Here is a 24,740-nt window from a genome sequence, read left to right on the forward strand (position 1 = left end):
GACTGATTAAGTGTCGTGTTCGGTAGTCGCGAGTTCTCCTGCTAATTACCCCAGTTCGGTGTTGTCGAGGGCCAGCGGATTGTGCGAACAACATCTAACCGCGCCGTAGTATCGGTGGCAGCGAGGAGAAAGGTGGTAGCAGGATGGAGAAGGATTTCGACGACGTCGGCGATCACACGGCAGCAGAAGATCCACGGGCGCGCTGGAGGAAGCTGCCGCCGGAGGTGGAGCCCACCACCACCTCGAAGGACCCAGCAGTCCGAGCTACGGACTTCGATGTGGCCCCGATCTACGACCCGCAGACTGGACTGGTGCGAACGTTCCGCTGAGTCGATTTTGGTGGCCGCCCATCATGGGCGAACTCAGTCGCATCCACCTGTCGCAACGTGATTCGTCAGATGCACCGAGCAGAGGCTTGACGTTCTAGGTCGCGTGTCCAGGGAGCTAGAAGTCGTGCGTGGATGGGTATGAGCTCCATGCGGTCCCGATGGTGAGTGCGTGGCGTTCGGTGGTTCCGGGGTAGAAGCCGAATTGGTTGGCGACGATCGCCGGCGGGATGGTCCGGAGTAGTTCGCGCATGGCGCTGTTGCGGGCGCCGAGTAGGTCAATTCCGTTGCTGCGCAACTGTTTCATCATCGATTGGGGACTGATGTGCTGTCCTGGTGATCTTCCGGGAAATAGCCACGGGGACCCATGGTTGGACGCGGTGTTCATGTGCGGCCGCCGGCTGATCAAAGCGATGATCGGGGTGGCAAGAGCTGCGGGGATCGAGACAGGGTCGTCGTCGATACCGATGTCGACCTGGCCGTCGTCGGCTTGGGTGATCGCGCGGAGGGGGAGTGCAGCAATGCGGGTGATCGGTTGCGCGCATATCAACAGCAGGACGGTCGCTGCTTGAATCCAAGTCGGGACGTCTGGGTTTCGCAGGGTGTTTGCGAGCTGGGCATAACGGTCCGCGTCGCTGGTGACGGGTGTATGGCGAGACGTGCGGTGAGGGAAAACCAGGTCGTGAGCCATGTGCTGGTGCCGGGTGCACCACCGGACGAACATCATGGCCGAGCTCCGGGTCGTCGGGCCGGTGGCGATCCACGTGTCGATGTCTGCCTGGGTCGCAGATCCAAGTTCCAGGCCGCGGTCGTGGAGCCAGTTGACGAAGTCGATTGCGACGGTGATTTCCTGTTTGGCGCTGAGCATCGCTCCTTCGGGAAGTGGTGCCCGTTCGGCGCGGGTTCGAAGTTTGCGCAGGTGATTCCAGTTTGCGAAGCCGGCGATGACGTCGCGGGCTTGCCGGATGTCCGTGGTGGCGAGTTTGGTGTCGATCCAGCTGGTGAATCGGTCGAGATTGCGGTCGTAGGCGGGCAGGATGCCGCAGCGGACGAACAGGTCTCGCAGGTGGCGGCCGATCCGCGGGGAGGCGTGGTCGGCGAAGGTGGCATGGGTGATGGGGTAGCGGCGGGTGGTGATGCCGGTGAGGAGGTCGAGCACGTCAGGGTTGCGCAGCCAGATCATGGCGCTGCGGGGGTTTTCCTGGGTGGTCAGCGCCTCGAGCAACGGCTCTAGTTCGGGTGTGATCTCGTCGGCGTCGGGTGCGGTGAACAGATCGGTGAGGTCATCGGTGAGGCAGCAGCGGGCGCAGAGTCCGCGGCGGTGCGGTTCGTCCTGGTCTCCGCATCGGGTGCAGGTCAGGCGTGGATCGTCGATGCCCGCGCAGTCGGTGCAGATCGGGTTGCCGTGGGTATCAAGGCCGGGCAGGAGTCTGTTCGGTAGGGCGCAACCGGGGCAGATGCCGCGGCACCGGGTGGCTCGTTGGTAGCAGCGGCGACAGACGAAGCCTTCCGGCCAACGCACTCCTCGGTGTTGGTTGGTGTCGCCGCACCGGGCGCATAGATGTTGCGACGCAATGGTATTGCTGGTGCTTGTCATGGCGCGATCCATTCGTAAAAGGTGCGGCGGGATTCTACTGCGGTGATCCGGGACGGTGGATGCGGGCGCGTTTGGGTCGCACTGATGGATCGGGAACTGCGGCGATCGCTGGGCCGCGTGTGCCGCTGGCTGTTCGGCGTGACGGGGTGGCGTCGACGCGGAAGTCGCACAAGTCTTCGGTGGTGCAGTCGAGGACGTGGCATAGTGCGCCGAGCAGCGCCAGCGGCAGTCTGTCGGGGGTGTTTCCGAGAAGGCGGTAGAGCTGGGAGGCGGACAGTTCGATCCCGACTTCATGCAGTGGGGTCATCAGGTCCGAGATGTTGTTCATTCCGCGTGCGGCCATGACTTCCCGCAGGCGCCATTGGTATCCGATACGGTATTGCATCGTCAGTACTCCTTCCGTTGTTGCCTAGCAGCGGTTTTCGCAGCGGTGAGGCGGTCTGCGGCGGCTTGTAAGGCCGAGGCGACAACTCGGGTGCGATAGTCGGGGGAGACGAAGGTGTAGATCGATGTGGTGGATGCGTGTTCGTGGCCGACCTGCTCTTGGACGAACCGAGTGTCGTAGCCGGATTCGACGAGCATGCTGACGTAAGACCGGCGCAGCGAGTGGAAGTCCAGTCCTGGATCGGTGAGTCCTGCCTGGTCGCAGAGTGCGGCGAAACTGGTCGAGATGGCTCCGGCGCTGATTCGATCGGATCGTTCGGTGGGGAACAATGCCGCGCTGGTGCGTCCGAAGGCGGGGCGAGCGTGCTCGATCCATTGTTCGAGGCAGTCGATGACCCACGCTGTTTCTGGAACGGTGAGCACTCCGCGGCGTTTGGGTGGCGATCCCTTGCTGGGTTTGCCGTATCGGACGTAGCAGACGCCGAACTGGCCGAATTGCGGCGCCCGTGGGTTCGGGCCGAAGTCGGACAGGTCGAGCATGCGAGTTTCGTTGCGGCGCAATCCCCATGCGTAGGCGACCTTCGTCATGGTCGCAGTCCGGAAGGCGACCATCGGGCCCTTGACGCCGGCGTCTCGGCGCTGTTCGACGAGGTCGTCCGCCGTGTCGCACAGGTCCTGCAGCTCGTCGACTGTGTAGGCGCGTTTGCGTGGATCACGTGCACTTTCTTGAACGTGACGGGCCGAGTTCGACTCGACGATGATCTGCACCGGATATGTACCGAATCGGTGTTCACACTGGGGGATCCACCCATAGGCGGGATCGGTCAGATATGCCATGAACTGCCGGATCGCGCCCTGGTAGCCCAGCACTGTGCTGTGCGCGGAACCGCTGATTCCGCGGAGCTCGGCGACCCAGTCGTCCGCCTGCGTCGCGGTCCACTCCCAAGGCCCGTCCACGTCACAGAAGTCCCTGAATCTACGCAGGACCGAGATTCGACTCGCGATGGTGCCCGGGGAGAGGTTGCGTGCCAACTGTTGTCGCGTCCAGCCAGTCACCATTGCCTCGAACACCGCTTCGGCTGGTCGCAGTACAGCGACCCCGTCAGCCAGCTGCAACTGCGCCGCACCAGGCGGCAGCTCACCACGACTCATCGACAGACCCCCCAGTCATTCGCATGATGCGCGAAAGTCTCGCACAATCTGCGAATCACCGCACGTCGTAGCAGGTCACAGCCTCACTAATCTAGGCCAGATTCGACACCGCGGCCCGGCGCGGCCACCAAACAATCCGTCCCTGGCCGAGCTAGCATCGGCATCGCTACAGGTAGCTGCCTCGGAAACTGCGTTCAGGAACGCAGCCATCGGGGTGGGGTTCGAGTTCGCACTTCCTGCGACTCGCAACAGACGACTTGTCATAAGATAAGTTATCGGCGTTAACATATTTGCTCGCAGGAGCGTTTTTCTGGCGCGATATCCGCTCAGGGCAGGTTTTGGAACCGCGGCCCGGCGCGGCCACCAAACAATCCGTCCCTGGCCGAGCTAGCATCGGCATCGCTACAGGTAGCTGCCTCGGAAACTGCGTTCAGGAACGCAGCCATCGGGGTGGGGTTCGAGTTCGCACTTCCTGCGACTCGCAACAGACTAGTTGACATAATGTAGATTATCGGCAAAACGCCGACATGGGCGCCGAGTCATGAACTGGCTGTACACGGTGCACACGCGTCACGCCTCGACACATCGGAACGCTCTGTCTCACACCGCTCGTAACGTCGATCTCCACGCGGTTCGCGCACTCGGTCCAGCCGGCATCCGCCGGGACGTCGACGGCCCACGATTGTCGCGGTTCTCGCCCCACGATCGTCGTTCACCTCATGGAGTCTCGGCGGCACCGCAAAGCCACGGGACCCCCGACTCACCGACCCTGCCCACACCTGTAGAAACGTCACAGTGACGTTTCTATAGGTGTGGAGTTCGTCGCCGGGATCTAGCTCACTGTGACGCTGCGTCGAGAAATTCGAGAACCTGTGGGGTAACCGGGTCCACGATGTCCTGGACCTCCGTGTGCTTGCCGACGTACTTGGCCACCAGCGGACAGACGGCGACCACTCGCAGGCCCTGTGCACGCACGTCGTCGAGTGCGTTCTTCACCAGGATCGAACTGAGGCCGTGGCCCGCATAGGCGTCGTCAGTCTCGGTGTGAAAGAACACCCTCCGGCCGTCGTGGTCGCGGTACTCGGTGAAGCCGATGACGGAGTCGTCGATTCCGAGGGTGTAGCGCTGCCCGGGAGCATCGTGAGCGACGGTGACGCGGTCGCGGATGTCGTCGTTCGAAGCGGTCATCGTGTGGCCTTTCTACTGTTGAGGTCGCACCGTGTGTCGGCTGACGATCGATATGCGGTTGAAGGCATTCATGGCGATTGCTACCCAGCACAATGCCGAAATCTCTTTGTCGGACAACACCTTTCGGGAGAATGCGTAGTCGCGATCCTGGCTGGCGCTGTCGGGCAGCGTGGTGACCGACTCGGCGAGCGTCAGAGCGGCGCGTTCACGATCGTCGAACAACGTCGTGTCCCGCCACGCGGGCAACACCGAGAGCCGCTGCGGCGTCTCCCCCGCTGCCACTGCGGCTGCGCCATGGACGTCCAGACAGTATGCGCACCTGTTGATCTGGGAAACACGGACGTTGACCAGCTCGACGAACCGGCGATCCATACCGGCGTCGTGCGTGGCGGCGCGGACAGCCTTGGCCACAGCGACTTGCGCTTTGAACACTTCGGGATCATGTTTGTCGATCAACACCCGCAGCACTGGAGAGTGTGCATCGTCGGAATCGCTGTGGGTCACGGAAGCCTCTCGGGTCGTACGGAGGGGATCGAACACGTTCTCGCGCATCGACATTACTCGTCGACCGACGGCAGTTCCCACCCCGATCCGGCGAGGTGCGCCGGTGAGGAGGAACATGAGCACATGAGCAACCTCGAAACCCGGCCGTCCGAGATCGACTGCCGGTCGGACGCGGACGCAGGTACTGCTGGTGACGTCGGCGACATCGTCGTGGAGGTGCTCACAGCGCGCGATGTGCCGCTCGGTGGACCGCGTGCGATGACGGTGCGTCGCACACTGCCCCAGCGTGAACGGTCGTTGATCGGCGCCTGGTGTTTCGCCGACCACTACGGTCCCGACGACGTGTCGACGACGGGTGGCATGGACGTACCACCGCATCCACACACCGGTCTGCAGACGGTCAGTTGGCTGTTCACCGGCGAGATCGAACATCGCGACACGATGGGCAATCACGCGATGGTGCGGCCCGGTGAGCTGAACCTGATGACGGCAGGCCACGGGATCGCGCACACCGAGGTGTCGACGTCGAACACCACGATCCTGCACGGCGTCCAGCTCTGGGTGGCCCTTCCGGCCGACGCCGCGGACACGCCGCGCGACTTCGCGCACTACGTGCCGCCTGCCGTCGAGCGGAGCGGCGTCGCCGTTCGCGTGTTTCTCGGCGAATGTGCGGGTGATCGGTCGCCGGTGCACACCTTCACGCCGTTGCTCGGGGCCGAGCTGACGTTCGCGCCGGGTGCCGAGATCGAGCTCGACGTGGACCCCACGTTCGAACACGGTGTCCTCGTCGACGACGGAACAGTGCAGGTCGTCGAGTCCGCAGCCGAACCGCTCGTTCGAACCGAGATGGGATACATCGGGGTCGGCGCGACGCGTCTTCACCTGCGCAACGTCGGCGCCGACGTTGCGGCCCGTGTCGTGTTGCTCGGTGGAACGCCGTTGAACGAGGACATCATCATGTGGTGGAACTTCGTCGGCCGCACGCACTCCGAGATCGAGCGCTACCGCGAGCAGTGGCAGGCGCACAGTGACAGGTTCGGCCAGGTGCAGGGCTACGAGGGGGATACTCAACATCTGCCCGCGCCGACGCTGCCGAACAGCAGCCTCAGGCCGCGAGAGAACAAGGCCGGGCGCGCTTTTCGCGATCGATAGCCGAGTAGCCCAGCCGGGGAACGATTCGCGGGGCGGAATCCATCGAACGGCGGCCCGGCCCGGGATAGCATCGCCCGGTGGAATTCGCCGAATACGTGTCCAACGACGCCACGTCTCTGGCCGAGCTGGTTCGAACCGGCGAGGTCAAGCCCCGCGAACTGCTGAATCTGGCGCGCACGCGGGCGGACGCCGTCGACGGTGGCCTCAACTCCATCGTCATGCGAATGGACGCTGCTGCCGACGAGCGTGCCGACAGCGGCGAATTGACCGGGCCGTTGGCCGGTGTCCCGTTCCTGATCAAGGATCTGGCGCAGGAGTACAAGGGTTACCCGACGTCGTACGGTTCACAATCACTGAAGAACGATGTCGCCGCAGAACATGCACTGGTCACACAGCGGTTCCTCGATGCCGGTCTGGTGATCTTCGGAAAGACCAACACCCCCGAGTTCGGCGCGAAGGGCGTCACCGAATCGGAACTGTGGGGCCCCGCCCGTAATCCGTGGAACCCGGAACGCACGCCGGGTGGATCGTCCGGTGGTGCCGGCGCCGCAGTCGCCGCCGGTATCGTCCCTGCAGCGGGCGCCAACGACGGCGGTGGATCCATCCGCATCCCGGCTGCCTGCAATGGACTGGTCGGGTTGAAACTCGGTCGCGGTCTCTCGCCGTACGGACCACAGACCGGTGAGGTCCTGTTCGGGATGGTCGGGCAAGGTGTGGTGAGCCGAACCGTTCGCGACAGCGCAGCACTGTGCGACGCCATCGTCGGCCCCGACCCGTACGCCGACTATTCGGCGCAGTTCCCGACCACGCCGTTCGCGTCCGATCTCGACCGCCGTCCTGCGAAGCTGCGCATCGGCTGGTCCATCTCGTCGTCGGTGAACCCGAACCCCGACCGTGAAGCCGTCGCGGCGGTCGAACGGGCCGCGACGCTGCTGACCGGGCTCGGCCACCGCGTCGAACAGGTGGCTCCCCCCTACGACGACCGGTCCTTGTCCCGTGACTTCCTGACGATCTGGTTCGCGCAGGTGTACGCCCAGGTCGTCGACATCAAGGCCCGTCTCGGTGCGAAGAACTCGCAGTTCGAACCGGACACGCTGGCGATGGCCGAGTTCGGCCGTCACAGCGGGATGAACGCGATGATCGCCGCTCTCGAGAACACGAGGACCTACGTACGGTCCCTCGCCGAGTTCCACACTCGGTTCGATCTGTTCCTCACCCCCACGCTCGCAACTCCCCCACCGCGGCTCGGCGCAACCGCGACGTCGCCTCTGGTCCAACTTGCAGCACGCGTCATGAACGCCATGCGTGGCGGGCGCGTCATGGCACTGAGCGGCTTGCTCGACGACGCGATCGAGCAGAACCTCGGTTGGGTGCCGTACACCCAGCTGGCCAATCTGACCGGCCGCCCCGCGATCAGCGTTCCGTTGCACTGGACCGACGACGGCCTCCCCCTCGGAGTGCAGTTCGTCGGACCTCTCGGCTCGGAGCGTCTCCTGCTTCAGCTCGCGGCGCAGCTCGAGGAAGCGCAGCCGTGGATTCAACGGTTCCCGGCCCCGCACGGCGTCGTTTGAACAGCGCAACGCACGGATATCCGACTCCCGACACGACGTCAGGAGGAACCATGCCGAAGAATTCGTCGAGCGACTCGAAGCCGCAGCTCAAGGACCAGGACATGTACGAGGAGCTCCGCAAGGAAGGCAACTCGAAAGAAAAAGCGGCTCGCATTTCCAACGCCGCGGCGAACAAGGGTCGGTCGTCCGTCGGCGCGAAGGGCGGTCATTCGGGTTCGTACGAGGACTGGACCGTCGACGACCTGAAGTCGCGGGCCAAGGAACTCGGCCTGTCGGGCTACTCGGATCTGAAGAAGGACGATCTTATCGAGAAGCTGCGCGACCACTAGGACGCAGTCGGACCCCTAGAGTCCGATATCCGGGATTCGTCGCCGGAATCCATGTCGCCATGCGCGAGATGGCTACGCGGCAGGACCCACCACAGGCCGATCAGCAGTACCGCGACGACGATCGCAGCACTGACGGCTCCGACGATGCCCAGCACCAGGTCGAACGTCAGAGTCACTACCCCGACGAGCGCCACGGCGAGTGACAACAGCCCGAGAATGGCAAGTCGGTTTCCGACTCGGACCAGATATCCGATGGCCCGCTTGCGGAACAGAAGACGGTGCATACCGACTGGGGCGATCAGCAGTATCGTCGCGACGATCGACGCAGCGACCGTGACCAGATACACGGCCCGGCCAGTCGACGACAGCTGATCGAAGCGGCCTTGGAACGGGACCGTGAGCAGAAATCCGGTCAACAGCTGAACACCGGTCTGCACGACTCGAAGCTCCTGAAGCAGTGCGTTCCAATTGCGATCGAGTTGCTGAGTCGGGGTCTCGTTCCGCGCCTTGCCATTCCATTCGCGCTGAGCCTCGCCCTCGCCGGTGTTCATTCGACAACACTACTGCCGGACCGGTCCAGATCCCTCCCACCTCACCGAAGTCGTTCGGCGTCCCGTGCTCGCGATACGAGGTCGTCGCACAGGCGCGTCAATTCCTCGGCCGTGGCACCTTCACCTATCGCGATCGCCACGTCCTCGGCGGCGCACCGGACCTCGAAGGCTCGATCGATCAGGGCCGACGCCTCGTCCGCGGACAGGACGACCGCATCCTCCGCGATCGACGTGCCCTTGACTGCGCTTCGGTGTTCGTAGGCGCGTTGACGGCACGACTGCCTGCAGTACCGTCGCCGACGCCCCATTCCGGAATCCGCGACTTCGCGTCCACACCATTCGCACGCATGGGCTCGTCGGGACATCGGTGACATGCCCACGAGCCTACGGCGTGCTGCCGGGTAGAATGATGCGTACTTGTGCGCGGATCGATTCGTGTCGCACGCCGAACCGGGAACGATCGGCGTGCTCGGCGCGTTGAAGAATCTGTGAGTGGCGTGGGGATCGTGTACAGCAGGCACGACGTCCGCCCCAGCACGCACTATCGAGGGAGAGGACTTCACAATGGCAGATCGTGTACTTCGGGGTAGCCGACTCGGCGCTGTCAGCTACGAGACCGATCGAGATCACGACCTCGCGCCTCGTCGCGTCGCCCGCTACCGCTGCGACAACGGCGAAGAGTTCGATGTGCCGTTCGCGGACGACGCCGAAATTCCGGGCACCTGGATGTGCCGCAACGGTCTGGAAGGCACCCTGATCGAGGGCGCTGCGCCCGAGACCAAGAAGGTCAAGCCTCCTCGTACTCACTGGGACATGTTGCTCGAGCGTCGCTCGGTCGAGGAGCTCGAAGAGCTTCTCAAGGAGCGAATGGACCTCCTCAAGGTGAAGCGACGCGGAGCCTGATACTCGGGTAGCGCCGATGCGCACCACCGTTCGCGTTCGGACTCCGCGAATCCGAGCGTACGAAATGCAACTGCGCCGAACGAATTCATTCGTTCGGCGCAGTTTTTTCGTCTCGAATGGGCTCGAAGTTTGTTTTTCGGGCGTCGTGCAACGATCCGACGACGAAAACGAAAATGTCGGTCATTGTTCCCCTCGTGGGGCGCGCCGAGATGTCAGAATCGAAGGCTGAGCCGATCGTCGTCGGGGTAACGGTCCAGAAAGTCAGCGCGATATGTTGTGAATACCGTTGAAATCGAGCAATCGCAGCGCTGTGCTGCAGAACGAGGGGGCAGCGAATCGTGAGCGACGAGTCCGACGGATTGTTGAGATCGCTTCGCGGTGAACTCGATGCGATCGACCGGCGGCTGCTGGAAGCGGTCAAGGAACGCATCGACGTGTGCGTTCGCGTCGCACATGTGAAGCGAGACTTCGATATTCCGATGATGCAGCCCGGCCGTGTCGGTGTCGTGCAGGACCGCGCTCGTGAATTCGCGCGGAACAACGATCTGTCCGAGGACTTCCTGGCGTCGGTGTATTCCCTGCTCATCGCAGAGGCTTGTCGCGTCGAGGACGTCATCATCGACGCGGACCCGGTCGCAGCCTCGCTGGAGTCGAACTCGGACGGCGCAGCATCGACGAACGGCGACGGACCCGCCTCGACTCCGCGGCAGCGTTAGGTGGCCGTCATGGCAGTGCGCACTTTGTTGATCGACAATTACGATTCGTTCACGTACAACCTGTACGGACTACTCGCCGAGGTCAACGGAACTCCGCCCACCGTCGTGAAGAACGACGTCGCTTGGGAGACATTGGATTTCGCCCGATACGACAACGTTGTCATCTCCCCCGGCCCCGGCCGACCCGCCACCGCCCACGACCTCGGCATCTCGTCGCGTGTGATTCTCGAGAGTGGTCTACCGGTGCTGGGTGTCTGTCTGGGGCACCAGGCCATCTGTCACGTGCTGGGTGGTCACGTCGATCTCGCGCCGCTCCCGATGCATGGTCGTGTCTCGACGATCACGCACGCCGGCACCGATCTGTTCGACGGGCTGCCGTCGTCGTTCTCGGTGGTCAGGTATCACTCGCTCGTCGCAATCGAGCTTCCCGACGACCTGGAGCCGTGTGCGTGGACGGCCGACGGCCTCGTCATGGCTGTTCGCCACCGCACGCTTCCGATGTGGGGAGTGCAGTTTCACCCCGAGTCGATCAGCACCGAATACGGACGGGAGCTTCTGGCGAACTTTCGCGATCTGAGTCTGCCCGCCGCGACGTCGCAGACTGCGCCTACCCGGTCCGCGTACGCCATCGAAACCCGTTGCGTCGAGGGCGATTTCGATACCGAACAGGTCTTTCGCGCATTGTTCGCCGACGGTCCGAACAAGTTCTGGCTCGACGGGAGCTCGGCGTTGGAGGCGGACTCACGGTTCTCCATCATGGGTGATTGTTCCGGTCCCCGTGCGGAATACGTGACCTACAGCGTCGCCGCGGCGCGCGTGAACGTGCAGCGCAGCGACGGCACCGTCGAGTCGGTGGATTCGACGTTCTTCGACTACCTGAATCGGCAGTTGACGGAACGCGCCGTCCCGCCGCTGCACGACCATCCGTTCGCCTTCGGTCTCGGGTACGTCGGCTATCTGGGGTACGAACTGAAGGCAGACGTGGGAGGTCAGCTGGTCCACACTGCCCCGACTCCGGACGCGTCGATGGTCTTCGCCGACCGCGCGCTCGTGTTCGATCACGACGCCGGGCGGTGCCATGTTCTGGCGCTGGTCGCCGATCACGAGGAGCCGGCGACACTCGACTGGTTCGCATCGATCACCGAGTCGCTGCGGCGTCTCGACGGAGTTCGAGGTCGTTCCGAGCCGGAGCCCGAACAGCCGTTGGTCGCTCCGACGGTGCAAGCGGATCTGCAGCTCCGCCACGATCGCGCGAAGTACATCGGACTGATCGAACAGTGTCTCGCCGACATCCGGTCGGGTGAGACCTACGAGGTGTGTCTGACCAACATGGCGACGTTCCCGGGACCGATCGACGCGCTCGGCACGTATTCGTGTCTGCGCGAGATCAATCCGACCCCGTACAGCGCGTTCCTCGGGTTCGACGACCTGTCCGTCTCCAGCGCATCGCCCGAACGCTTCCTCCGCATCGACGCCGACCGCATCGTGGAGTCGAAGCCCATCAAGGGCACGCGTCCCCGGGGCGCAACGGAGGCGGAAGACGAGTTGCTGCGGGCGGATCTTCTCTCGAACGAGAAGGACAACGCCGAGAACCTCATGATCGTCGATCTGGTCCGTAACGATCTCGCTCGCGTGTGCGTGCCCGGTTCGGTGCACGTACCGAAGCTGTTCGATGTCGAAACCTATGCTCCTGTGCACCAATTGGTGTCGACTGTTCGGGGCCGTCTGCGTGAGGACGCGTCGGCCGTGGACTGCATCGGGGCTGCATTCCCGGGCGGCTCGATGACGGGAGCGCCGAAGATCCGTACGATGGCGATCATCGACAAGCTGGAAGACGGCCCTCGCGGGGTGTATTCCGGAGCGATCGGCTACTTCTCGTTGACCGGCACCGCCGACTTCTCGATCGTGATCAGAACCATCGTCTCCACCGAGCACGAGGTGACCTTCGGTGTCGGCGGCGCAATCGTGGCGTTGTCGGATCCCGAGGAGGAATTCACCGAGACCATGGTGAAGGCCGTCTCGATGCGCCGCGCGTTGGACAACACGAACAACTGACCTACCCATCGAAAAAGATCGGGCCGCAACGGTGACACCGTTGCGGCCCGATCTTTCGTCGTGCCGTCTACGGAGTGTTGAAGTACTCGAACGCCGCAGGCCCGATGTTGGGGTTCGCGTTGTTCGTCCCGATGATCGTGCCCGCCACGACACCGATCGCTGTACCGATGATGCAACCCGCGATGAAATTGGGGAAGATCGACACACACCCGATCGCAAGTCCGAGTGCCGCACCTACGGCTGCTCCTGCCGCTCCCCCGTTGGCCAGTCCGATTCCGGTCTGGCTGAGCAGGTTGTCCAGCGCCTGCTGTTTCGTCACCGGTCCGGCCACGTCGGTGACCAACGCGGCCGGCTGCGGTGTGAGCAGAAGCTGCCGCTCCCCTGTGATCGACGGTGCGATCGAATACTGCGTTCCGTTCACCGTGTACGTCAGCGGCAGGCTCGCGAGCACCGCCCCCGAATCACCGACGACCTGAACCGCCGACGCCGACGCGTCGAGGCGGAAGGCGCCGCCGTCGAGGACGGTCCTCACCGATCCTTCGGGGGTGGCCGACGTTTCGAAGCCGACCGACTCTGCTGCGGGTGCAGCATTCGCAGGGCCGCTGCCGAGAGCCACGGTGACCGCGGTCGTGGCCACGACCGCCACGATGGTTGCTGACACGGACTTGATTCGTTTCACAGGCATCCCCAGACCGTAGTTCGGCGAAATGGATCGTGCGTAGGTCACGATGGTATTCGCTACCGCGCGTTCTGTGACCGAATGAAGCAAAATTCGTCGGAACCAGAAATCATCTGTCGAGATACTCTTCGAGTTCCTTTCCGATTTCCGCGAGAACCTCCGGCTCGATCATTTGATTGTGCGCGCAATCGATCGATCGAATACGTATTTCTCCGGACACGAACGAATTCCACTGCGACGGTTCTCGTCGAACTCCGTCACCGGATCCCCGTGCGGCCGCGAAGAACAGAACATCACCGTCGAACTCATCCGGAACGAATGCATTCATCAAAGCTGTCGAATTCGAGAATCCCGCATTGATTCGTTCGAGGTGACCGGGAGTCAGGCCGGTGTCCTGTCCGAAGGCGTCGTTCAGCAACGTCACGGCACCGTCGTAGGTCAGGGCAGGTTCGGACTCGTCACGCGAGACGTCCACGCCGAGGCCCTCGAGAAGTTCCTCGACGGTCAGTTCACCCGCGGTCGTCTCGGCAGGATCGAGAACGTAGCTGTCCATGATCGTCAGCGACTCGATCTCCGCACCCGTCGCACGCAACTCGACGGCGACGGCATGCGCGATGGCGCCGCCGAGCGACCACCCGAGCACGTTGTACGGCCCGTCCGGCTGAACCGCGCGGATTTCCTCGACGTACCGGTGTGCGAGTTCCTGGATGGACTCGAACCGCCCACCTTCGGAGATACTCGGCAGCTGCAGACCGTAGACGGGACGGTCGTCGTCGAGGTGCCGCACGATTCCCGAGTAACCCCACGACAGGCCGATTCCCGGGTGGACGCAGAACAACGGCGTTCCGTTGCCCTCCGCGCGCAACGGGATCACGACCGAGAACGCGGCGTCGAGCTGGGATGTCGACGTGCCTTCCCCTGCGTCGATCCGCGCGGCGAGACCGCCTGCCGTCGGATCGAGGAACAGCGCCTGCAGCGGAACCCGGACGCCGACGGCCGCTTCGAGTGCGGGCACGATCCTCGTCGCGACGAGGGAGGTACCACCGAGATCGAAGAAGTTGTCGTCGACTCCGACCGTGGTGACTCCGAGGATGTCGGCGAACACCGCGACGACCGCGGTCTCCGTCGGGGTCGACGGCGCACGGTACGGCGTCGATGTCGACCCCAGCTCCGGTACCGGAAGAGCACGGCGATCGAGCTTGCCGACGGGAGTCAACGGAATCTCGTCGAGTTCGACGATCGCCGTCGGCACCATGTGCCGCGGAAGGGATGCGGCGAGGAAGTCGGTCAGCTGCGTCGTCGAGACGCTGTGCTCGTCGTTCACCCGGATGTAGGAGACGAGAACCGTGTCACCCGACGGCGCGGTGTGACCGATCGTCGCCGCGAAGCCGACCGCGTCGTGCTCGGTGAGCGCGGCGTCGATCTCACCGAGTTCGATGCGGAAGCCGCGCACCTTGACCTGGAAGTCGCTGCGTCCGACGAACTCGATCGTGTGACCACTCGTCCAGCGGACGACGTCGCCCGTGCGGTACATACGCTCGCCGGGCTCGCCGAACGGATCCGCGACGAACCGTTCCGAGGTCAACGCGAACCGGTGCAGGTAACCGCGGGCCGTCGCGGGTCCGGCGATGTACAGCTCGCCGGCGACCCCCGCAGGCACGGGCCTGAGTCGCTCGTCCAACACGAGGTACCGGAACCCGATCGCCGGGCTACCGACGTCGATCGAAGCACCGGCCGCGAGCGGGCCGCCGACGCTGGCCTGGATGGTCGTCTCCGTCGGGCCGTACCCGTTGAACAGTTCGCGTCCGGGCGCCCAGCGGGCGACGAGTTCGGACGTCACCGCCTCGCCGCCGAGTGCGAGCACCTCCACGTCGGGAAGCCTGTCGGCGTCGATGGACGCGAGCGCCGCGGGTGTCAGGAACGTGTGCGTCACCCGGTGCGCTTCGAGGTAGTCGGCCAGATCACTGCCGCCGTAGAGGCCGGGCGGGACGATGACCAGAATCGCACCGACGCCGATGGCCATCGTCATCTCGTACACGGACGCGTCGAAACTCGGTGACGCGTTGTGCGAGATGCGCGATTGCCGCGTCGGGTGGAACCGCAGTGTCACCTCGTGCTCGAGGTTCGACATTCCGCGGTGTCGGACGGCCACACCCTTCGGACGACCCGTGGACCCCGACGTGTAGATCAAGTACGCCGGATGGTCGAGTTGCAGAGCCGACGTTCGGTCCGCATCGGTCACCGGATCCGTCGGGTACTGCTCGGCGTCGGCGACGAACTCCGGGTCGTCCACGACGAGCCAGGTGACGCTGTCCGGCAACTGATTTCGGAACGCAGACAACGTGAGGCCGATCGGAGACCGGGAGTCGTCCAGCATGTGAGCGATGCGCTCGGACGGGTAGTTCGGATCGACGGGGAGGAACGCGGCGCCCGATTTGGTGACGCCCCATGTCGAGACGACCGATTCGATCGACCGCGGCATCGCGAGCGCCACGTACGTCTCCGGTCCCGCGCCGTAATCGATGAGCATGCGCGCGATCTGGGTCGAGACGGAGTCCAGTTCGGCGTACGTCAGCGTTCGGTCGAGGTACTCGAGGGCGATGCCGTCGTGATTCTCCCGGACGGCATGCGCGAGAATTTCGGGCCACGTCGAGGGTTCTCCCCCGTCGTCGCCGCGCGCAGGCGCGAACAGCGGCCGTTCGGTCTCGGTGAGGATGTCGATGTCGCCGAGTGGAGCATCGGGTGCGCCGATCGCCGCATCGAGGATGCGTACGAAGCGTTCGGCGAACGAGTAAACGGTCGACGGTTCGAACAGCGCGGTCGCATAGTCGATCGCACCGTCGATACCGGCGGGTGCGCCCTGTTCGTCGAACGTTTCGGACAGCAGCAGTTGCAGGTCCTGCTTGGCCACCGGCACGTCGATGTCGACGCCTTCCACGACCAGGCCCGGCAGGTCGAGTCGCGCCCGTTCGTTGTTCTGGAACGACAACGCGACCTGCGACAACGGCGCATACGCGGTGGAACGCGACGGGTTGAGCACTTCGACCACCCGCTCGAACGGGATGTCACCGCGCGCGAACGCTTCGAGGTCGTCGTGTACGAGGCGTCGCAGAAGCGCATCGAACGACTCGGCGCCCACGACGACGGTCCGCAGCACGAGGGTGTTGACGAACATGCCGACGATGTCGTCGAGTGCCGCCTCGCCGCGGCCGGCGATCGGAGTCGAGATGGCGATGTCGTCGGTGCCGCTGAGCCTGGACAGAGTCACCGCGAACGCACCGTGCACGATCATGAACATCGTCGCCGGGTGAGTCCGGGCGAACTCGGTCAGCCTGACGTGCAGTTCGGCGTCGATCGTGAATCGGACGCGGCCACCGACGAATGTCTGCGTGGTCGGACGGGGCTTGTCCGTCGGCAACGGAAGCAGCTCGGGCAGACCGCGCAGCGTCGTGCGCCAGTACTCGAGCTGACGTGAGGCGATGCTCGTCGGATCGTCCTCGTCGCCGAGCAGCTCGCGCTGCCACAGCGTGTAGTCGGCGTACTGCACCTCGAGCGGTTCCCACGCGGGAGCCGTCGACTGCGTTCGTGCCAGGTACGCGGTCATGACGTCGCGAGCCAGCGGCGCCATCGACGCGCCGTCGGCCGAGATGTGGTGCACGACGACGGTGAGGACGTGGACGGGCTCGTCGGGCGACGGGACCTCGAACACCGCGAGGCGGATCGGAATCTCGGTCGCCACGTCGAAACCGACGCCGACGAAGCGTCCGACGGCCTCGTGAATGTCGTTCTCCTCCACCGGCGTCACGACGACCGTCGGAAGGACGTCCTCGGTGCGGTGTACGAGCTGCTGCGGTCCATCGGCTCCGGCGGGGAACGTCGTGCGCAGCGACTCGTGCCGATCCAGCAGGTCCGACACCGCCGCCGTCAAAGCGGCCGGATCGAGCTCGCCGGTCAGCCGGACGACGAGAGGCACGTTGTACGCCGGTGACGACGGGTCGAAGCGGTTGATGAACCACATCCGCTGCTGCGCGAGCGACAGCGGAATCTCCGCAGGTCGCGCCTTCGCGCCGAGTACCGGACGGCCGTCCACAGCCGAAGATCCGCGGACGAGTGCGGCGAGCGCCGCCACCGTCGGGGCTTCGAAGATGGCTCGGACACCGAGGCTGCTCGACGTCGTCGCATTGACACGTGCGATCACGCGCGTTGCGGACAGCGAGTCGCCACCGCGGTCGAAGAATCCGTCCAGTGCTCCGACGCGGTCGACTCCGAGGATGTCGGCGAACACCGCGGCGACCGCTTCTTCCTCCGCGTCGCGCGGCGCGACGTAGTCGGCGGTCTCGGCACCGAACTCGGGTGTCGGCAGTGCTCGGCGATCGAGCTTGCCGACGGGCGTCAGCGGAATCTGTTCCAGCGGAACGATGATCGACGGCACCATGTGTCCGGGCAGGCTGGCGGCCGCGTGTTCGGTCAGTACCGACACGTCGAGTTCCGCCGTCCGGTCCACCGGACGAACGTATGACACGAGAACCGTAGTGCCGGAGGGTGATTCGGCGCCCACCGTCGCGACGAAGTCGACGCTCGGGTGCGAGGACAACACTGCGTCGATCTCGCCGAGCTCGATACGGAAGCCGCGCACCTTGACTTGGAAGTCGCTGCGTCCCACGTATTCGACGGTGCGTTCCGGCGTCCACCGAACGACGTCACCGGTGCGGTACATCCGCGTTCCCGGCTTGCCGAACGGATTGGCGACGAACCGCTCCGCGGTGAGGCCGGGACGATCGTGGTAGCCGCGTGCCAGGCCTGCGCCCGCGAGGTAGAGCTCTCCCTGCACGCCGACGGGAACCGGCTGCATCCGGCCGTCGAGGACGACCGCTTCCACGCCGCGGATCGGGCCGCCGATGGTGAGCAGCGAATCGCCGTCGAGCGGATCGCTGATGTTCGACATGATGGTGGTCTCGGTCGGGCCGTATCCGTTGAACAGGGCACGGCCGGGCGCCCACGTCGTCACGAGCTCGGCAGGCACTGCTTCGCCGCCGACGACGACGTTTTCGAACGTGTCGAGCCCGATCGGATTCACCGAGGCCAGCACAGCGGGCGTGATGAACGCGTGCGTGACGCCTTCCGCCGCGATGATGGCCCGTAGTTCGTCGCCGCCGTAGACGGTGGGCGGGACGATCACCATGGTCGAGCCTGCACCGAACGCCAGCAGATATTCGAGTACGGATGCGTCGAAGCTCGGCGACGACACGTGCAACGTCCGTGCGTCCGGCGTCAGCGAGTACCGATCGATCTGCTCGTTCGCGAAATTCTCCAGGCCGCTGTGGGTGACGACGACGCCCTTGGGCAGACCCGTCGAACCCGATGTGTAGATCGCGTAGGCCGCGCTGGACATGTCGACGCCTGCGACGCGTTCGGTCTCGGTGAGAGGCTCGGACGACAACGACGCCAGTTCGGACTCGGTGTCGACGTCGTCGACGACGATCCAGGGCTCACCGCCGACGAGTGCGGCCGGAAGATCGTCGCGATTCGTCGTCGTCGTGATGCCGAATCGGGCGGCCGAATCGGACAGCATGTGGTCGATGCGATCGCGTGGATAACCCGGGTCCACCGGAACGAATGCCGCTCCGGTCTTGGCGACGGCCCACACCGCGACGACCGACTCCACCGACCGAGGCAGGCCGAGCGCAACGAACGTTTCGGCTGCCACTCCGCGGCGCAGCAGCAGGCGTGCCAGCTGCGACGACCGGCGATCGAGTTCGCGGTAGTCGACGGACCTGCCGTCGTAGCGCAGCGCGATCCGATCGGGGTCCATCGACGCCGCACGCTCGAAGACCTGCGCGAGCAACCGCGTCGACCCGCCTTCGAGTCCCGAGACGGGTGCCAGGGCGTCGTGCTCCGCGTCGTCGAGCAGCCTGATGCCTGCGACCGGCCTGCGGTCGTCGGACAGCATCGCGTGGAGCACGCGTTCGACGCGGCCGACGATGCGCTCGACCTCGTTCTCGGCGAACAGATCTGGGAGATACTTCGCCTTCAGATGCAGTCGATCGTCCACCGACGCGACGAGCGTCAGCGGATAGTGCGCGGCGTCCTTGCCCACGACGTCGGCGACGCGCATGCCTGCGATGTCGGTGTCCTCCGACAGTCCCGCGCGATCGACAGGATACGACTCGAACACGGTGAGGGTGTCGAACGCGACGCCGGCGCCGGCGGCACGCTGGATCTCGGTGAGACCCATGTAGTGGTGATCGAGCAGTGACGCCTGCTCCACCTGGATCCGGTCGACGAGATCGCCGATCGGCTCTGCCGGGTCGAGTGTGACGCGGACCGGCAGCGTGTTGATGAACAGGCCGATCATGGACTCGATGCCCGGAATCTCCGGCGGTCTACCCGAGACGGTGGCGCCGAAGACGACGTCGTGACGACCGGTCAACGTGGCCAACACGATTCCCCACGCGCTCTGCACGAACGTGTTGAGCGTCGCACCGCGCTGAGCCGCACGGTCGCGAAGTGCCGCCGTCGTCTCCAGGGACAGCGATCGCGTCGTCTCGAGCGACACCGTCGACAACTGACGGCCGCGGTCCGCGGCGGCCAGCAGCGTCGGCTCCTCGACACCCGCGAGCGCCCGAACCCATTGTGCCGTCGACACTTCCGGGTCCTGCTTCTTCATCCACGACAGATAGTCACGGTATGCAGGCACCCGCGGCAGCATCGAGTCGTCGCCCGCCGTCGCGTACAGCGTCAGCAGTTCCTTGATGAGAAGTGGGGTGGACCAGCCGTCCAGCAGTATGTGGTGATTGGTCAGCAGCAGTCGCCACTCGCCGTCGGCCTTCGTGATCAGGGTGAACCGGAGCAACGGCGCACGATCGAGCACGAACCGCGTGCCCCTGTCCTCGGCCAGGACGGATTCCAACGCGCTCTCGGCGTCGTCGGCGCCGCGCAGGTCGACCTGCTTCCACGGCACCCGAACCCCGGTCTGTACGACCTGCACGGAGTGGCCTGCGGCGTCGTGCACGAACGCGGTACGCAGGTTCGCATGGCGATCCAGCAGCGTCTGAGCTGCCGCCTTCATGCGCGTCGCGTCGACCGTTCCGCGGAGCTCGAGGCCGAGCTGCACCATGTACGCGTCGACGCCGTCGTCGGCACCCGCTGCGACGCCGTGTCCCACCTCGCCCGCGAGGCGCGCGTGGAACAGCAGACCCGACTGCAGAGGCGACATCGACCAGACGTCGTCGAGCGCCGGGAAGCGCTGTTCGAGGTCCACGATCGTCGCCTGGTCGAGATCGACGAGCTCGAGGTCGGACGGGGTGTATCCACCCGCATCGGTACCTGCCGCGTGCACGGTCAGCGCCGTCAGCGCTTCGATCCACAGTTCGACGAGCCGCTCCACCTCGGACGCGGACAACACACCCGTCGGGAACGCGAACGTCGCGTCGAGCACCGGGCCGGCAGGCGTCGAATTGGTGACTGCGTTGATGTCGAGCAGCGCGGGGACCGGCATCGTCGGATTCTGCGCATCCCCGAGGGACGCGTCGGACACCGGAATCCAGCCGACGTCGTCCATGCCCTCGGTCGACGCGGTCGCGAACCGGCCGAGGTAGTTGAAGCTGACCTGCGGACGATCGAACCCGCCCAGTGCCTGCCCGCCCTGATCGGTCAGGTAGCGCAGCAGGCCGAAGCCGATGCCGTGGTCCGGGATGCCGACCAGCTGTTCCTTGATCGACTTGATCGCGTCGCCGGCGGAACTACCCGCGACGAACGCGTCGGCGACATCGATGCCGGCGAGGTCGAGCCGAACCGGGAAGATGGTCGTGAACCACCCGATCGTGCGGCCGAGGTCCGCGCCGGGAACGACGCCTTCCTCACGCCCGTGGCCCTCGAGGCTCACGAGGGCGTCGTCGACGTCCGCACCGCGTTCGCGGCGCCACGCGGTCAACGCCAACGCCAGACCGGTCAGCAGCCCGTCGCTCACGCTGCCGTGGAATGCCTCGGGCAGCGTCGTCAGCAGATGTTCGGTGACCTCGACGGGCAGCGACGCCTTCACACGATCGACGGTGGCGTCGACGTCGACCGCCGGATCGAGCGCCCGCGTGCCGATGAGCGGGTCGTCACCGGTCAGAATTCGAGTCCACAGCGGGAGCTCGGATACGCGACGTTCGGCGACCTCGGCGAGACCGGTGGCCCAGCGCCGCATCGATGTCCCCGTCTCGGCCAGATCGGGATTCTCTCCTGCCACGATCCGTGCCCACGCCGTGGCGAGGTCGGGCACCAGGATCCGCCAGGAGACGCCGTCGATCACCAGGTGGTGAGCGACGATCAGCAGACGGCCCGCGCCCGATTCCGTGGCGAACCAGACCATCTGGATCATTCGTCCGTCGGCGGGGTCGAGGCGGTCAGCGGCGGCGTCGAGTTCGCGCGCGGCGACGGCGGAGAACTCGTCGCCGACGACGGTGTCCACGACGACGCGGTGGATCACCGATGCAGCGGTGATCGTTCCTGCCGGAGCGACCGTTTCGGTCCAGTCTCCGATTTCGTTGCGGTACAACCTCGCTCGCAGCATGTCGTGGCGGTCGAGCACCGCTTGCACGGTGCGATCCAACACGTCGGAGTCGATCGACGGCGGCAGCTGCAGCAAGGCCGTCTGCGTGTAGCGACCGAAGTGCTCGCTCCGCCCCAGCATCCACTGCACGATCGGAGTGAGCGGCAGGTCGCCGACTCCCCCGCCCGGAAGTTCCTCGAGCACGACGACGTCGGTGGCGCTGCCGAACTTGGCGACCTCGGCGAGCGACGCGACGGTCTTGCGCTCGAAGATGTCCCGCGGCGCGATGACCAGTCCGGCCGCCTTCGCACGCGACACCAACTGGATCGACATGATGCTGTCGCCGCCGAGCGCGAAGAACGAGTCGTCGACGCCGACCGCGTCGAGACCGAGCACCTCGGCGAACAGCGATGCGAGCCGCTCCTCGATCGGGGTAGCCGGCGCTCGGCTCTGCGTGACACGCGAGGCGAAGTCCGGGGCAGGCAGTGCGCGACGGTCGAGCTTGCCGTTGGCGGTGAGCGGCAGCTCGTCGATCACGAGGAGCGCCGCGGGAACCATGTAGGACGTAAGCGTCGCGCCGACGAACTCGAGCACGGCCGACGGTTCGACGGTGCGGCCCGATTCGGGCACGACGTAGCCGACGAGTCGATCTCCTGCCCCGTCGTCACGGACCGTCACGACCGCCTGGGCCACCCCGTCGAAGTTCGACAGCGCCGACTCGATCTCACCGAGTTCGATGCGGAATCCGTGCAACTGGATCTGTGTGTCGCTGCGGCCGAGGTATTCGAGGCTCCCGTCACGGTTCCAGCGCGCGGTGTCGCCGGTGCGGTACATGCGCGTACCGGTGGCGGACTCCGGATCGGCGACGAAACGGGTCGACGTCAGCGCGGTGCGGCCGAGGTAACCGCGGGAGAGCTGTGCACCCGAGACGTACATCTCACCCGTGACACCCGGCGGAACGAGCCGCAGGCGGTGGTCGCGAACCGACACGGTCAGCCCCGGTAGAGCCTGCCCGATGACGCTCGCGGACGCCGACGCGGCGAAGTCCGCGGTCAACGGCAGGTAGCTGACGTGCACCGTCGTCTCGGTGATGCCGTACATGTTGACGAGGGTCGGAGCATTCTCGTCGTGACGTGCATACCACCGACCGAGCTGGGCCAGGTCGAGGGCCTCACCGCCGAAGACGATGTAGCGCAACGCAAGTCGGCCTGCCTCGGCGGGTGCGACTCGGTCGGCCTCGGCGAATTGGTAGAACGCCGTCGGTGTCTGGTTGAGCACCGTGACCTGTTCGGAGACCAGCAGTTCGCGGAACTTCTCCGGCGAGCGAGCCGTGTAGTAGTCGACGATGACGAGCTTGCCGCCGTACAGCAGCGGTCCCCACAGCTCCCACACCGAGAAGTCGAACGCGTACGAGTGGAACATTGTCCACACGTCGGTGTCGTCGAAGCCGAACTTGTCGATCGTGTTCTCGAACAGCGTCGCGACCGTCGTGTGCGTGACCTGAACACCCTTGGGGCGTCCGGTGCTTCCGGACGTGTAGATGACGTAGGCGATCGAGTCCGCGGACGCTTTGCCGAGGCGATCCTCGTCGCCGAGCACGTCGGACGACAGCCGCTCCAGTGCGGACGCGGTCTCCGGGTCGTCGACGAGCACCGAGGTGATGCCGTCGGTCGGCACCGATCCGATGTCCGCCGTCGTGGAGACGACGCACACCGGGCTGGCGTCGTCGAGCATGAACGCCAGCCGGTCCGCCGGATAGGTGACGTCGACCGGGAGGTAGCCGCCGCCCGCCTTCAGTACTGCGAGCAGCACCACGACGAGGTCGGCGGTGCGCGGCATCGCCACCGCGACGAGTGTCTCGGGTCCGACGCCGACGGAGACCAGATGTCGCGCAAGCCGATTCGCGCGTGCGTCCAGGTCTGCGTACGTGTAGGTCGACGTGCCGTCGACGACGGCGACGGTGTCGGCGAAACGGGCTGCAGCCGTTTCGAATCGGCTGGTGAGCGTGTCCTCGGACGGCGTGCGACCCGCATGGTTCCACGTGGACTGCATCGCCGTGACTTCGGCGGGGCTGACGATGTCGACGTCACCGACGATGCAGTTCGGGTCGGCGGTGACGGCCTCGACGATGGCGGAGAACCGGTCCGCGAACATGCGTACCGTCGACTCGTCGAACAGATCGGTGGCGTACGTGATCGCCGCCGACATGCCTGCGGGAGCACCGGATTCGTCGACCTTCTCCGACATCGTCAGCTGCAGATCGAACTTCGCGACGGCAGCGTCGAAGTCGAGCGCGGTGACGACGAGTTCGGGCAATTCGAGGTGCGGCCGTTCGTTGTTCTGGAACTCGATCAGCACCTGGAACAGCGGCGAGCGATCCGTCGTGCGCAGAGGCGCGAGCTCGTCGACCAGTCGCTCGAACGGTACGTCGGTATTGTCGAACGCGGCGAGATCGGCGGCACGCGTCCGTGCGAGCAGGTCGGTGAAGCTCACGTGCGGTGAGACCTCCGTGCGCAGCACGAGGGTGCCGACGAACATGCCGACGAGCTTGTCCAGTCCTGCTTCTCCGCGACCGGCGATCGGCGTACCGACGGCGATGTCCTCGGTACCGCTCAATCTGGCCATCAACAGTGCCCACGCGGCGTGTACCGCCATGAACACCGTCGAATGCGCCTCTCTCGCAATGTCGATCAACGCGCGGTGCACCGACGGCGCGAATTCGAACTTCACCGTGGCGCCGCGCATCGACTGCTGCGCGGGCCGCGGCCGATCCGTGGGCAACGGCAGCAGATCCGGAAGATCGGCCAGCTCACGCGACCAGAACGCCAACTGCGACGACATCACCGACGCCGGATCGTCCTCGTCACCGAGCAACGCACGCTGCCACAACGTGTAATCGGCATACTGCACCGGCAACGGCTCCCAATACGGCGACTCACCGTTCACCCGAGCCGAATACGCCACCATCACATCAGCAGCCAACGGCGCCATCGACGCACCGTCGGCAGCAATGTGATGCACCACGATCGCCAACACGAACTCATCGACCGCAACCCCAACGGCTCCCAATACGGCGACTCACCGTTCACCCGAGCCG

At 65.2% G+C, this 24,740-nt stretch carries 16 protein-coding genes; 7 read left to right on the plus strand and 9 right to left on the minus strand.

Annotated elements, in window-relative coordinates:
* The first annotated feature begins 143 nt into the window (after positions 1 to 143).
* Positions 144 to 329: a hypothetical protein gene (locus A3K89_RS08165; RefSeq protein WP_068424059.1), complete on the plus strand. Its 186-nt coding sequence runs from the start codon at positions 144 to 146 to the stop codon at positions 327 to 329.
* Between the two features lie 115 nt (positions 330 to 444).
* Here the strand turns inward: A3K89_RS08165 and A3K89_RS08170 are convergent, their stop codons facing one another.
* The 5 genes from A3K89_RS08170 to A3K89_RS08190 form a co-directional block, all read right to left on the minus strand.
* Entirely contained in the window at positions 445 to 1,551 is a 1,107-nt protein-coding gene (locus A3K89_RS08170; protein WP_157105273.1) for a hypothetical protein, read from the minus strand.
* A 406-nt stretch (positions 1,552 to 1,957) separates the two neighbouring features.
* Positions 1,958 to 2,308 carry a helix-turn-helix domain-containing protein gene (locus A3K89_RS08175; RefSeq protein ID WP_068424063.1) on the minus strand — a complete coding sequence of 117 codons (351 nt, stop codon included), beginning with the start codon at positions 2,306 to 2,308 and terminating at the stop codon, positions 1,958 to 1,960.
* A gap of 2 nt (positions 2,309 to 2,310) precedes the next feature.
* Positions 2,311 to 3,264: a tyrosine-type recombinase/integrase gene (locus A3K89_RS26290; RefSeq protein ID WP_254303467.1), complete on the minus strand. Its 954-nt coding sequence runs from the start codon at positions 3,262 to 3,264 to the stop codon at positions 2,311 to 2,313.
* A 1,032-nt stretch (positions 3,265 to 4,296) separates the two neighbouring features.
* Positions 4,297 to 4,647 (minus strand): GNAT family N-acetyltransferase, encoded by a 351-nt coding sequence (locus A3K89_RS08185; protein WP_068424067.1) that lies wholly within the window; start codon positions 4,645 to 4,647, stop codon positions 4,297 to 4,299.
* A gap of 12 nt (positions 4,648 to 4,659) precedes the next feature.
* Positions 4,660 to 5,151 (minus strand): carboxymuconolactone decarboxylase family protein, encoded by a 492-nt coding sequence (locus A3K89_RS08190; RefSeq protein WP_254303468.1) that lies wholly within the window; start codon positions 5,149 to 5,151, stop codon positions 4,660 to 4,662.
* A gap of 123 nt (positions 5,152 to 5,274) precedes the next feature.
* Between A3K89_RS08190 and A3K89_RS08195 the strand changes: the two genes are divergently transcribed.
* The 3 genes from A3K89_RS08195 to A3K89_RS08205 all read left to right on the plus strand — a co-directional run bounded on the left by A3K89_RS08195 (position 5,275) and on the right by A3K89_RS08205 (position 8,203).
* Positions 5,275 to 6,303 carry a pirin family protein gene (locus A3K89_RS08195; protein WP_068425838.1) on the plus strand — a complete coding sequence of 343 codons (1,029 nt, stop codon included), beginning with the start codon at positions 5,275 to 5,277 and terminating at the stop codon, positions 6,301 to 6,303.
* Between the two features lie 77 nt (positions 6,304 to 6,380).
* On the plus strand, positions 6,381 to 7,874 hold the full coding sequence (locus tag A3K89_RS08200; RefSeq protein ID WP_068424071.1) for an amidase: 1,494 nt from the start codon (positions 6,381 to 6,383) through the stop codon (positions 7,872 to 7,874).
* 50 nt (positions 7,875 to 7,924) lie between these two features.
* The gene (locus A3K89_RS08205; protein ID WP_068424073.1) at positions 7,925 to 8,203 is read left to right on the plus strand and encodes a DUF7218 family protein; all 279 of its coding nucleotides are present in this window, start codon (positions 7,925 to 7,927) and stop codon (positions 8,201 to 8,203) included.
* Here the strand turns inward: A3K89_RS08205 and A3K89_RS08210 are convergent.
* Both A3K89_RS08210 and A3K89_RS08215 read right to left on the minus strand, forming a co-directional pair.
* Positions 8,200 to 8,754 (minus strand): DUF6328 family protein, encoded by a 555-nt coding sequence (locus A3K89_RS08210; RefSeq protein ID WP_254303469.1) that lies wholly within the window; start codon positions 8,752 to 8,754, stop codon positions 8,200 to 8,202. The two genes, A3K89_RS08205 and A3K89_RS08210, sit on opposite strands and share 4 nt — an antisense overlap.
* Before the next feature lie 41 nt (positions 8,755 to 8,795).
* A complete protein-coding gene (locus tag A3K89_RS08215) occupies positions 8,796 to 9,119 on the minus strand; it encodes a hypothetical protein (RefSeq protein WP_114331000.1) in 324 nt (107 codons plus the stop codon).
* Between the two features lie 199 nt (positions 9,120 to 9,318).
* Here A3K89_RS08215 and A3K89_RS08220 point away from each other — a divergent pair, with 199 nt between their 5' ends.
* The 3 genes from A3K89_RS08220 (at position 9,319) to pabB (ending at position 12,428) form a co-directional block, all read left to right on the plus strand.
* Entirely contained in the window at positions 9,319 to 9,657 is a 339-nt protein-coding gene (locus A3K89_RS08220) for an RNA polymerase-binding protein RbpA (protein WP_068424075.1), read from the plus strand.
* A 338-nt stretch (positions 9,658 to 9,995) separates the two neighbouring features.
* Positions 9,996 to 10,373, plus strand: coding sequence for a chorismate mutase (locus A3K89_RS08225; protein ID WP_068424077.1), 378 nt, complete (start codon positions 9,996 to 9,998; stop codon positions 10,371 to 10,373).
* A 9-nt stretch (positions 10,374 to 10,382) separates the two neighbouring features.
* Positions 10,383 to 12,428, plus strand: a complete 2,046-nt coding sequence (gene pabB / locus A3K89_RS08230) for an aminodeoxychorismate synthase component I (RefSeq protein WP_068425844.1) — start codon at positions 10,383 to 10,385, stop codon at positions 12,426 to 12,428.
* A 67-nt stretch (positions 12,429 to 12,495) separates the two neighbouring features.
* Here the strand turns inward: pabB and A3K89_RS08235 are convergent, their stop codons facing one another.
* Both A3K89_RS08235 and A3K89_RS08240 read right to left on the minus strand, forming a co-directional pair.
* Positions 12,496 to 13,113: a hypothetical protein gene (locus A3K89_RS08235; protein ID WP_206030658.1), complete on the minus strand. Its 618-nt coding sequence runs from the start codon at positions 13,111 to 13,113 to the stop codon at positions 12,496 to 12,498.
* 103 nt (positions 13,114 to 13,216) lie between these two features.
* Positions 13,217 to 24,679, minus strand: a complete 11,463-nt coding sequence (locus tag A3K89_RS08240; protein ID WP_068424079.1) for an amino acid adenylation domain-containing protein — start codon at positions 24,677 to 24,679, stop codon at positions 13,217 to 13,219.
* Positions 24,680 to 24,740 lie beyond the last annotated feature (61 nt).

It is taken from the genome of Rhodococcoides kyotonense (assembly GCF_001645385.1).
GTDB classification, from domain to species: domain Bacteria; phylum Actinomycetota; class Actinomycetes; order Mycobacteriales; family Mycobacteriaceae; genus Rhodococcoides; species Rhodococcoides kyotonensis_B.